Source organism: Bradyrhizobium sp. 164 (genome assembly GCF_023073715.1).
GTDB lineage: Bacteria > Pseudomonadota > Alphaproteobacteria > Rhizobiales > Xanthobacteraceae > Bradyrhizobium.
On the sequence record NZ_JADPKA010000026.1, the window covers coordinates 292922 to 304879 of the forward strand.

10 protein-coding genes are annotated in these 11958 nt (G+C 59.1%); 4 read left to right on the forward strand and 6 right to left on the reverse strand.

Features of this window, described 5'->3' with window-relative positions:
• Positions 1-121 precede the first annotated feature (121 nt).
• Positions 122-1738 (reverse strand): MDR family MFS transporter, encoded by a 1617-nt coding sequence (locus IVB01_RS09390; protein ID WP_247494422.1) that lies wholly within the window; start codon positions 1736-1738, stop codon positions 122-124.
• A gap of 43 nt (positions 1739-1781) precedes the next feature.
• A complete protein-coding gene (locus tag IVB01_RS09395; protein WP_247494423.1) occupies positions 1782-2918 on the reverse strand; it encodes an HlyD family secretion protein in 1137 nt (378 codons plus the stop codon).
• Between the two features lie 334 nt (positions 2919-3252).
• Between IVB01_RS09395 and IVB01_RS09400 the strand changes: the two genes are divergently transcribed.
• Positions 3253-3576: a hypothetical protein gene (locus IVB01_RS09400; protein WP_247494424.1), complete on the forward strand. Its 324-nt coding sequence runs from the start codon at positions 3253-3255 to the stop codon at positions 3574-3576.
• Between the two features lie 273 nt (positions 3577-3849).
• Here IVB01_RS09400 and IVB01_RS09405 read toward each other — a convergent pair whose 3' ends face one another.
• The 3 genes from IVB01_RS09405 to fumC form a co-directional block, all read right to left on the reverse strand.
• Positions 3850-4242: a nuclear transport factor 2 family protein gene (locus IVB01_RS09405; RefSeq protein ID WP_247494425.1), complete on the reverse strand. Its 393-nt coding sequence runs from the start codon at positions 4240-4242 to the stop codon at positions 3850-3852.
• 105 nt (positions 4243-4347) lie between these two features.
• A complete protein-coding gene (locus tag IVB01_RS09410; RefSeq protein ID WP_247494426.1) occupies positions 4348-5601 on the reverse strand; it encodes a threonine/serine exporter family protein in 1254 nt (417 codons plus the stop codon).
• A gap of 63 nt (positions 5602-5664) precedes the next feature.
• The gene (fumC, locus tag IVB01_RS09415; RefSeq protein WP_247494427.1) at positions 5665-7089 is read right to left on the reverse strand and encodes a class II fumarate hydratase; all 1425 of its coding nucleotides are present in this window, start codon (positions 7087-7089) and stop codon (positions 5665-5667) included.
• Between the two features lie 136 nt (positions 7090-7225).
• Here fumC and IVB01_RS09420 point away from each other — a divergent pair, with 136 nt between their 5' ends.
• From IVB01_RS09420 to IVB01_RS09430, 3 genes are read left to right on the forward strand one after another with little or no spacing between them, the layout of a single operon-like run.
• Positions 7226-7861, forward strand: a complete 636-nt coding sequence (locus IVB01_RS09420) for a sorbitol dehydrogenase family protein (protein ID WP_247494428.1) — start codon at positions 7226-7228, stop codon at positions 7859-7861.
• Between the two features lie 33 nt (positions 7862-7894).
• On the forward strand, positions 7895-9541 hold the full coding sequence (locus IVB01_RS09425) for a GMC family oxidoreductase (protein WP_247494429.1): 1647 nt from the start codon (positions 7895-7897) through the stop codon (positions 9539-9541).
• Positions 9542-9543: 2 nt separating this feature from the next.
• Entirely contained in the window at positions 9544-10968 is a 1425-nt protein-coding gene (locus tag IVB01_RS09430) for a cytochrome c (protein WP_247494430.1), read from the forward strand.
• Between the two features lie 243 nt (positions 10969-11211).
• Here the strand turns inward: IVB01_RS09430 and IVB01_RS09435 are convergent, their stop codons facing one another.
• Positions 11212-11835 carry a TetR/AcrR family transcriptional regulator gene (locus tag IVB01_RS09435; RefSeq protein WP_247494431.1) on the reverse strand — a complete coding sequence of 208 codons (624 nt, stop codon included), beginning with the start codon at positions 11833-11835 and terminating at the stop codon, positions 11212-11214.
• Positions 11836-11958: the final 123 nt, after the last annotated feature.

Genomic DNA, 11958 nt, shown 5'->3' on the forward strand with positions numbered 1-11958 from the left:
ATCTGGCGGCACAAAGAGCTTATGCGCTCGATCAGCCTCCTTTGCTGTTGGATCCTTCAAAGCGTCACGTTCTCACGGGATAATTGTTCCAGACTCATAGTTCGACTCCAACTTAGTCTTATTAGTGCGCGCCGCTGGAATCGAGACGATCGGGCTTCTTGAGCACAAGGCCCGCCAGCAGCGCGACGATTAGCGCCACGCCGAGCACGTAGAAGGTGTCGCTGAAGGCGAGGATGAAGGCCTGCTTCTGCAAGATCTTGCCGATTGCAACATATGCTCGATGCACGGCGTCCACGCGGTCGATCACACCGTGGTTCACGAAATACGCAGTGAGCTGATCGATCCGGGTGCGGGTCGCCGGTTCGAACAGCGAAACCGATGGCATCAGGACGTTGGAATGATACTGCTCGCGCTTGGTCAGCAGCGTCTGCAGTGCGGCAATCCCGATGGCGCCGCCAAGATTGCGCATCATGTTGAACAGCGCGGACGCGGACCCAGCATTCTCCGCTTCGATTCCGGCAGTTGCGATCGCCGAGAGCGGGGCGAACGCAAGGGCCTGACCGACGGCTCGGACGACGTTCGGCCAAAACAGTTGATCAGCCGCGTAGTCGTTGGTCATGTAAATGTTCATGAAGTTGGAAGCGGCGAACAGCGCAAAACCGATGCCGATCACGATGCGCGGATCGACGCGCTTCATCAGCTGCGGCACCAGCGGAATCAGCACAAGTTGCGGCAGCCCGGTCCATGCGAGCACCATGCCGATCTGTTCTGAATTGTAGCCCTGGACGCGGGCGAGATAGACCGGAAGAATGAAAACTGATCCGTACAAGGCAACGCCGAGGAGGAAGTTCGCGAGAACGCCGAAACCGAAATTGCGGCGGAATAGCAGACGCAGGTTCAACAACGGCTTCTTACTCGTCAGTTCGATAAGGACGAACAGCGGCAGCGCGATCGCGGCAATGATGGCGAAACGGACGATGAAGGGCGAACCGAACCAGTCATCTTTATTGCCCTCTTCAAGCACGGTCTGCAGCGCCGAGAGTCCGATCGCCATGGTGACGATGCCCAGCCAGTCGCCTTCACGCAGCAACGACAGCTTCATCGGACTTGCTTCCAGCGAGAAATAGAGCATGCCGATCATGATCGCGCCCGGCACGACGTTGACATAGAAGATGTATTCCCAACCGAAATTCTCGGTGAGATAGCCACCGATGGTCGGCCCGATCGCGGGCGCAAACGTGGCGGAGATCGCGAACAGCGCAAGGCCGATCGGTTGCTTTGTTTTTGGCAACAGCGTGATGATCAGGGTGAACGCCATCGGGATCAGCACGCCGCCGGTAAACCCTTGAACGGCGCGCAGCGCGATCATCTGCGGCAAGTCCTGCGCGAACGCGCAAGCGGCCGAGAACACCAGGAAGAGCAGGGCGTTGGTCAGGAGATATACGCGCACAGAGAACACCTGGGCAAGCCAACCGCTCAGGGGAATCACCACGATCTCGGCGATCAAATAAGAGGTCGAGATCCAGCCGCCGTCGTCGATCCCCGCGCCGATCCCGCCCTGAATATCGGCAAGCGAGGCATTGACGATCTGGATGTTGAGCACCGCCATGAAGGCGCCGAGCGTCGCGCCGATCACCGCCAGCCAGGTTTTCGCCGAGACGGCAGGAGCAGCTGGAGCCTCCGTTGGTTCAGCTTCGCTTGGTGGAATGGCGTCGGGCGTCGTTTGCAGTGTGCTCATGATTGTCTGCTCGGGTGCGGGGAACATTCGCTCGGTTGCCGGACTAAGGGCCGCGCGAGGCGAGCCGCTTCTCGGTCTTGCGCTCGGCGACGGCTGCCGACTTGGTGTTGACGGTCGGTGCAGCCGACATGCCCGGGCGTAGCAGCCCGTTCAGGCTCCGGTCGTCGAGTACGATCTTTACCGGTACACGTTGCACGATCTTGGTGAAGTTACCGGTCGCGTTGTCGGGCGGCAGCAACGCGAATTCCAGACCGCTCGCCGGCGACAGGCTGTCGACATGGCCCCTCAGGGGGGTGGATTGGAAGCTATCGACGTACAGATCGACCGGCTGGCCATTTCGCATATGGGTGAGTTGGGTCTCCTTGAAATTGGCGACCACATAAACTGCATCCAGCGGCACAACCGCCATCAGCTGGGTCCCGGCCTGCACATATTGGCCGACCCGGAGCGAGCGTGCGCCGACGAAGCCGTCCACCGGCGCGGTGATCTGCGTATAGGACAGATTCAGCGCTGCCTGCCGTTCGACGGCTCGGGCGTGGTCGAGTTGCGCGACGGACTTGGCGCGCTCGGTTGACAGCACTTCGATCTTCTTATTGGCGGCGATCAGGCCTGCCTTGCTCTGCAGCAACTGCGCGGTCTGCGCGCGCAGAGCTGCGTCCGTCTGTTGTGCGCGCTGTACGGTGCCAGAACCCGACTTCATCAAGCCGTCGTATCGGGTGCGCTCTTCCTGTGCGAATTTCAGATTGGCCTCGGTCGCGTCGACCTCCGCTGCCTGCTGCTGGATCAACGGCTCCTGCAGTTCGATCTGGGCGTTGAGGTTGCGCACCGCAGCTTCGGAGGCGGTGACATCAGCGTTGGCCTGTTCCAATGCGGTCTTGAAATCACGATCGTCGATCCGCGCCAGAAGCTGTCCAGCCTTTACCGCTTCGTTGTCGGCAACGCGCACTTCGGAAATATACCCTGAGACCTTCGGCGCGATGATCGTAGAGTCGGCTTTGACATAGGCATCGTTGGTCGTTTCCAGGTAGCGGCCGGTGGTGAGGTAGTAGTGGCCGAAATAGGCGGCCGCGACGACACCGAGCGCTACCGCGAGCGCGAGCGCCGCCCACCGGATTGCCTGCTGGGACGGGAGAAGGCTGGCTTTGGCTTTTTGCTCAGAAGCATAGGAAAGGGTCGACATGACATTCTCCGAAACATGTGGGTGCAACTTCAGCTCAATCGGGACGACCGACGTCGTGCAAAAGTAAATGATCTTCCTCTTAGCTGACTGACCGCACGGCATTCACTCATCCAATGAGAGCCGATCGCTCATACATTGATGTGAGCGATATCTTCCCAACGTTGAATGGTCCGGAAAGAAGCGGGTCTACACTGTTCGTTCAGTGGCGCTGGTCGCGTTACATTAGTGGCTTGATACGAGGTCGCTGCAGCATTGGCGAAGGGGATAGGAGAGTGCACGAACGTGAAGTTGAAATGGAGCAACTGCACGCGACAAATGGAGGGAGGAGTTTTCGATGAGCTGCATTGAAAGTGAGGAGCGCGTATCCACCACGTCGGCACGCTTGGGTGTGGGCTCATGGATCATCTTGATTGCGTTGGTATCGGTCTTGTTTGCCGCCTGTGTCGTTGGTTATCTCGGCTGGAGGCTCGCAGACGGTGTCGATGTGCCAATTTCAGGTTATGTCGCAATGGTAGCTGGAGTTATTGCTTCTCTCGCCGTCGGGTTTCAGCTGAGGCACTCATCTTCTACAGCAGCCGAAAAGGTTATGATGAACCCGCCGGTACTAATTATTCCGGATTTCAAAGAACATGGGTCCCCTTCGAATAGACCGGATTAGCACAACAGTTCTGGATCTCGATCCAGGCGTCAGCAGTATATCTAGCGTTGAAGGCAGTCCGAGCGAAGTAACGGCGACACTCCAGACGTGTGCGTTCTGATCGAAAGGACTTGACCGCTCAGCCCGTCTCACGGGCCAAGTTTGAGGGCGCCAGCCCACGAGGGCACATTCGAGCGGACAATGAGTCCGACATTGCCTTCGAATAGCGGGGGCGAGGCCAGTGGGCGCTCTAGTAGATCGGTACCCCTGCTCCAGTTTTCCGCCTTGCCGGCCCTAAGAATTCGCGGTCGTGACTCGCTCAACGAGATGCGCTCGTGAGGGCGCCGGGTCAAACCGATCGGCGAAATATTGCGTTTCATGGGTCACCAGTCCGTCGCGGAATTCCATGATACTCACCGCGTAGGATGGGACCCCGTCATAGCTAAGTACGAGTTCAGTGACCCAGAGATCGCCACTGCCGATCATTCGCCGGACCGTAAACCGCTTCTTGCTTGGCTGGACGAAGCGGCTCTCTTGAATGTTGTGCCGGCCGCGGATCCGTTCGCCGGATTGCGGATAATGAAGCACGGCGTCCTCGTGGTAGATTTCATGTTCGACCTTGAAATGGCCTGCGTCCGAAGCCTCCCAATGGCGCTCCAGCGCCACTCGCACCGTTCGATCATGCATCTCCCACCTATGCTTTCCGGCTATCGTTTCGCGACCATCCCTAGCCTCACGGCAGGTCTATTGGAAAGCGACTTGGGGATGCTGGCACAACGGCAGCGCAAGGATCTAGGTCGTTCCTCTAAGTGCTCGACGATCCGCAAAGTGGTCTATCGTCAGCTTTGGGATGACGAGACCAAGACACAACATTAATATGGTTGCCGTAGCAGTGATGCCGTCTTCTATCGTGGCGCTGAGAAGTTCTGGTCTCGTTTGCGTGCTGTCCGCAATTTGGAGGAGGCCGCTCGCCATTCTGAAGAGATAGACACCGGGGACCATCGAGACCACGGCCGCGAAGCCAATAGCCGCAAACGGCATGTGCCACTGCCGTGAGACCGGGGTAAGCACTGCTCCAACAGCGAGGCCCGCGACCAGCGCCCCAATAGCCGGGGTTGCTGCGAAAACCGACAATACCAGCCATCGCAACCCATGAGCTACCATTCCGACCGTGACCGGCCAGATCAGCATGCTCGATGGCATCGAGAACAATACTCCGTAACAGACGACCACCACACCCGCGGCGATCATGTCCTCCCAAAGGGAAACCGCCCTGCTGCCTGGATCAATTGGCAGCGACGCATTTAGCAGTATAAGTCCGACCAACAGCCCTATACAGATTGCCGTGGTGACGAGAAATGCATAGATCAGACGAGAAGCGCCGAGACTGATGCGTCCGTTTATCAGATCGAGCGCCGCGTTGAGAAAATGAGGGCCCGGTACCAGCATCATGCAGGGGCAGACGACAACGAGGCGTAGTGAGGAGCTTATCCCAGCGCGTATTGCTAATGCTCCAATGAGACCGGCCAGCAACGCCGCGCTGAAAGGTTGGATGAATACGCTTTCGCTACAAGATGCCAGCCTGCGGCGCAGAAAAGCGCCGGCAGTTGCACTACCGAATATCAACAGGGCGGGAAGCAGGTGCTGAATACCGAATATCACCGCCAGAGCGACGGCTCCAGTCGCAGCAGCTAACGCGAACATCCAAGTCGGCACCGATGATCGTGTGGAGACGCCCGGGATGTGCTCCGACAGCGCATTGACATCGAGCCGGCCACCTTCAACCGCGTCTACGAGCCGCATTGCAGCAGCCACACGATCCATATTAACGCCCACGGGGCGGGCAGCGAGTCCTCGCATTAGTGATCCTTCTTGATCCTCCGCCTGGAATACTAGCTCACCCCAGCGGGGCAGAAGTCTCCCACGAACTCCGATCGCCGAGGCCAGTCGTTCGGTAGCGGTAACAACCTGCTCGGTGGACTGCCCGTTGGTGTAGAGAACCCCGGCCAGTGAGAGCACCAATTGAGAACGCTCGTTAGAGTTCATCGGATTGATATCCAGTGTCTGAATGTTATCCCGGCCGCGAGCAAGGAATCGAGATGCAAAGGATCACGCTCTTTGTGTGGTAGAGCCGTCGTGCGCTACATAAGGCCTCACCATTTTCACGGGATCGACTATCCGATCGAACTGGGAATCGGTGACGAAGCCCAGTGTCAATGCCGCGTCTCTAAGCGTGAGATCATTGTCTATCGCGAAATGCGCAATTTTTGATGCCTTGTCATATCCGATCACCGGTGCCAACGCCGTCACGAGCATCAAGGATCGCTCCAGGTATTCATTGATTTTATTGAGATTCGGCTTGGTCCCTTCCACCAGGAACTTTCGAAAATTGATGCATCCGTCTGTTATAAGCGTGATGGAATGTGCGATATTGTAAATCATAAGAGGCTTGTAAACGTTCATCTCAAGATAGCCTCCCGCGCCACCAAAGCCCACTGCCACGTCATTTGCCATCACTTGCACCGCGATCATGGTCAGCGCTTCACACTGGGTTGGATTTACCTTCCCGGGCATGATTGACGAACCAGGCTCGTTTTCCGGGATCGACAACTCGGCGAGGCCGGCGCGAGGTCCGCATGACATCAAGCGAATATCGTTTGCAATTTTGTAGAGGGACACCGCTAGGGTACGAAGCGTTCCGGACAACTGAACAAGGGCGTCGTGAGCGCCTTGGACCGTGAATTTGTTGGGCGCGGTCACAAATGGCAAATCCGTGAGCCGCGCGATCTCGGCGGCAGCGGCTTCGGCGAAACCTGGCGCCGAATTGATGCCGGTCCCCACGGCGGTGCCTCCCAGTGCGAGCTGATATACGCCATGCAAGGCAGCTTCGACGCGTTCGAGGTTGTCAGATAAACACCCGGCATAGCCGGACCATTCCTGACCCAATGTTATCGGTGTTGCGTCCTGCATATGAGTTCGCCCGATCTTGATTATATCGCGCCACAAGTCGGCCTTCACGCTTACCGCCCTGTGCAAATCCGAAACTGCCGGTATCAGGCGCTGCTTAACGTTAATCGCCGCAGCGATATACATCGTCGACGGGAACGTATCGTTCGACGATTGCGCCATGTTGACGTGATCGTTCGGATGCACCGGCGTTTTACTGCCAAGTGGCGTTCCGGCCAGCTGGCAACAACGATTGGAGATCACTTCGTTGACGTTCATATTGAACTGAGTGCCGCTGCCCGTCATCCATACGTGCAATGGGAACATGTCGTGATGCTGGCCAGCCAAAATCTCATCACAGGCCTGGTTGATTAACCTGTAACGATCATCGTCGAGCCGCTTATCGGCTCGATTGGCGGTAGCCGCGGCTTTCTTCAGGATCGCGTAGCCCACGATCATTTCGCGCGGGATCAAATCCTGCCCGATGCTGAAATGTTCGAGCGATCGCTGAGTCTGCGCACCCCAAAGGCTATCGCCTGCCACCTCCACCACGCCGAGACTGTCAGTTTCTTTCCGTACGTTCAGCATATGCTCGCCCTCGTCATCATTTTAACCGTCCACCGCGACAGTAGCGAATTCATTTAGTTCGACGCCGTCCTTGCAGGTGGGGCGCCGGTATCGATAGCGCCAGTCGTCGCCTCATGATGATCACTCATACCTTGATATGATCGGCTTTCGCCGAGGGTTGTATGGCCGAGCATGCCGGTCGCTTGCACGATGTGGTGGGGACAGTTTGATAGCGAGGGATACGTATATGCCCGGCCGGTACCGCGACGATTCTCCTACGGCATTCAAACTCGCGCGCCGCGAAGTGTTGGTCGGCGGGCTCGTAATCGGCGGGATTGCCGCGCTCGCAACGCTGCCAGCTATTGCGGCGGCGGCCTCGTGGTCCGCTGAATCTGCGGCGCGCTTCATGGAAATTTCGTCGCTGTTGGTTCCGCATCGCCTCAACGCGGAGGTCGGGAAGCGCATGGGCGCCGCGATGAGCGCGTTGAATCCATCGCTGGCGCTACAAATCGACGGGCTTCTTTCCATCGCGCGAGAGAAGAACGCGCGGGTCGTCGAGGACTTCTTCGCCGATGTGCCGGACGGTCCGCTGAAAGAGACCGCGCTCTCGATCATTTCCGCCTGGTATCTCGGCGTCGTCACCGACGCGCCCGATGCCGAGGTGTTCGCCTATGAGTATGCGCTGATGTTCCAGCCGACGCGGGACGTGATGACCATTCCCTCCTACGCGATCTCCGGGCCGAACGGATGGGCGGTTGAGGCTCCCCCACTGAGCAACATGCCTGAATTCTGAACGCGGTGGTCTCTCGAGAGAGGAATTATCCAGATGGCGAACGATTACAGTGCAGACGTCGTCGTCGTGGGAACCGGGGTGGTCGGTTGCCTGATCGCGCAACACGCCCTGGACGCCGGTCTGTCCGTACTGATGCTCGAGGCCGGTCCTCGGGTCGATCGCTGGCGTATCGTCGAGAATTTCCGCAACCTGCCGCCAAGCCTGCGGCTGTTTCATTGGAATGCGCCTTATCCGCCGAAGCCGTGGGCGCCGCATCTCGAGACGCGCACGGCCAAAGAGCAGGAGCAATACCTTCAACTGGAAGGACGGAATGCGCGCGCCTATCTCCAGGGTTACGTCCGTTATGCGGGAGGGGCGACCTGGCACTGGGCCGGAATCTGCTGGCGCTTGACGCCCGAGGACATGCGCCTGAAAAGCCTTTATGGGGTCGGCCGGGACTGGCCATTCAGCCACGAAATTATGGAGCCCTACTACACGCGCGCGGAATATGCGATCGGCGTGAGCGGTCCATCGGATCCCGCACTGCAATGGCCGCCGAATAGAAAGCGTTCAAAACCCTATCCCATGGGGCCAATTCCCTTCGGTCCCGGTGAGCATCGCTTCACCGAGGCCGCCGCGAGAATCGGGATGATCAACTTGCCGGCGCCCCAGGCGCGCAACAGCGGCGTGTCCTATGACGGCCGGCCGGCGTGTTGCGGCAACAATAATTGTTTTCCGGTATGCCCGATCGCCGCCAAATACGATGCGGCGACGGCGTTGCCGAAGATCGAGGCCAAAGGCGGCAAGATTTTGGCTAACGCCGTCGTCTATCGAATCGAGACCGGCGAGAAGAATTCGATTCAAGCGGTTCACTATTTCGATCCGGACAAGCGCTCGCACAGAGTCACGGCTAGGCTGTTCGTGATTGCCTGCAACGGCATCGAGACGCCGAAACTGCTCTTGCTGTCAAAGAACGAACGCAATCCGAACGGCGTGGCGAACAGCTCCGATCAGGTTGGGCGCAACATGATGGATCAGCCGAAGCTCACAGCGGAGCTGGAGCTTAGCGAACCACTATGGACAGGCGTTGGTCCGGTTCAGAGCAGCAGCATTCTCAATACCACGCAAGGCGATTTCCGCGGCCGCCACGCCGGCGCGATGTTCCGTATGGAAAATTTTGCTCGCAGTCCCCTCGGTGCAGCCGCCGCGCTGAAAAAAGGGCTGGTAGGCAAGGCCCTGGACAGAGAGATCCGGCGGCTTTCCGCTTGTACCGCGCGGTTGACCGTGGAGCATGAGATACTGCCTTCCGCAAACAACCGTCTGACGCTGTCCAGCAAGAAGGATTGGCTCGGCATCAACAAACCCAATATCCATTACGATGTCGGCGACTATGTGCGCCAAAGCGCCAAGGAATACACCGTGCCGCGACTGCAGCAATTGGCGGCTGAACTCGGTGCCACCAAATTCCAGCTGTCGCCCGAGTTTCTCAACAGCGACCACATCATGGGCGGCTGCATCATGGGGGCCGAACCGGCGACAGCGGTGGTAGACGCCGACTGCCGCGCCCACGATCATCCGAATCTGTTCCTGCCTGGTGGCGGTGCGATGCCGAGCGCAACGGCTTCGAACAGCACGCTCACCATGACGGCGCTGGCGCTGAAGGCGGCTGACGCGATCACCAATCAACTCAGGCATGGCTGATCATGGTCAACTCCAGTCACCACCTCAGCGCGCTGCTCATCTGTTTCGCCGTGACTACGGCGGCCGGCATTTGCCAGGCTGCTGATTCGCCAGGTGAAACGGCGGCTGCGGTCAAGCGCGGGGAGTATCTGGCAATTGCCGCTGACTGCAGTGCCTGCCACACGGCGCCACGCGGCAAACCGTTCGCCGGCGGACTGCCCATCTCGACGCCGCTCGGCACTATCTATTCGACCAACATTACACCGTCGGCCGATTTCGGGATTGGCCACTACAGCGAGGAAGAATTTTCGCGGGCGCTCCGTCGCGGAGTTCGACGGGATGGCGCCAGCCTCTATCCTGCAATGCCATACACGTCCTATGCGAAGTTCACCGAAGATGATGCGCATGCGCTTTACCTGTACTTCACACGGGCGGTAAAGCCCGTCGAACAGCGCTGGCCCTCGACCGAGCTGCCGTTTCCGATGAACATTCGCGCGTCGATGATGGCCTGGAACCTGCTGTTCCTGGACACGGCAGCCTTCGCGCCGGATCCGCATCAATCGGCAGAATGGAATCGTGGCGCCTATCTCGTGCAGGGCGCCGCGCATTGCGGCACCTGTCACACGCCGCGCGGCTTTCTGATGCAGGAGGAGGCGAGCCGTGCGTTGTCGGGCGCACAGGTCGGTCCCTGGTACGCGCCGAACATCACTTCGGATCCGATAAGCGGCATTGGAAGCTGGACCAAGGGAGATCTGGTGACGTATCTGCGCACGGGACATCTATCCGGAAAGGCGCAGGCGGCCGGAAGCATGGGCGAAGCGGTTGAACACAGTTTCCAGCACCTTGCGGCTGCGGACCTCGACGCCATCGCGGCCTATATAAAGAGCGTTCCGGCCGTCGCCGACCCAGCCGCCGACACTTCCCGCTTCACGGCCGGAAAGATGTCCTCCGAGCTTGGACAGTTGCGCGGACGCGCGGCCATCAGTTCCGATAGCGAATCCGATCCGAGTGGTGCAGAGCTATTTCAAGGTAATTGCACCTCCTGCCATTCGGCTGAAGGTCGGGGCAGCAGGGACGGCTACTATCCGAGCCTGTTCTGGAACTCTGCCACTGGCGCGAAGAACGCGACTAACCTCATTGCGGCCATCCTGTACGGCGTGAACCGGACGACGTCGGGAAGACAGGCCTTCATGCCCGGCTTCGGCGGTCGCACGACCGATATCAATGCACTCAGCGATCGCGACATTGCGGCGCTGGGCAATTACGTGCTCACCCATTATGGAGCAGCCGATACCGCCGTCACTGAACAACAAGTCGCCGAGGCGCGGCGGGGCGGCCCTTCTTCTCCACTGCTCATGGTCGCTCGCGGGGGCATGGCAGCCGCGGCGGTCATCGTATTTCTGGGCGTTGCCCTTCTCGCCTTTCGAAGACGAAACAGCTTCGCCTGATACGTGACCCCTAAGGTGCCACGTGCCTGGTGTCGGCGCTTGGCTGATGCCCTCGGATCAATCTCGGGCGGCGGCGTTCATACCTTGATATGACCGGCTTCCGTCGAGGGTTCTATAGCCGCGCACGCCAGGGGCTCGCAGGATGGCCGCAGCCTTCAACGGAGGAAGAACGACAAATGTACGAGCCATCCTCATCGCGCAGCGGGCGAGGGCTGCTTGCAACAACGGTCGCCTCACGGACTTTCATCCGCAGATTACACTCACTGCCTTCCGGGCAATCTCCCTCAACTCGGCACGGCGAACGCCGGCCCGAGCGCGGATGGCGATGGCATGCATTGTGGCCGATGCGAGGACCGCAAGCGAAGCGGGATCCGCATCGGGCTTCAGTTCGCCTCTCTCATGTGCTGTGCGGAAACGGGCTTCAAAATCGGCGTCAATCATCCGCAGTCCCGCCGCGACGCTCCTTCGGATCGCGGGATCGTCGACGGATTCGGCGACCGCTGTCCCGATCACGAAGCAGCCGCGCGCGCTTCCCTTACCTGAAAAATAGATCGACAGCGCCGCCTCAAAGGCAAGCATCAGGCTCTCGTCCAAGGGACGGTCCTGCGCGAGAGCCTCACGCGTGGCGGCCAGGCTGATCTCCCAATAACGGGCGAGCGCCTCAAGATAGAGCGCGTGCTTGTTGCCGAAGGCCGCATAGAGGCTCGGCGGGTTCATGCCAGTCGCGGTAGCGATGCTGTCCAGCGAAGTGCCGGAGTAGCCGGTCTTCCAGAACGTCTCCGTTGCCCGCTTCAGTGCGGCCTCTGTGTCATAGGCCCGCGGCCGTCCGCGGCGGGCAGGTCCGGTTTCGCTGCTTTTTCGTGCCATATCGGAAAAAATCCCGGTCGATGCCTGTTCGTTCCTTTATTTATATTGATCGTTACAAAATTCAATAGGCGGGACCCTTGATTGCGACGTTGCCGTACCGTATTTGTAGGAAACGTTACAAAA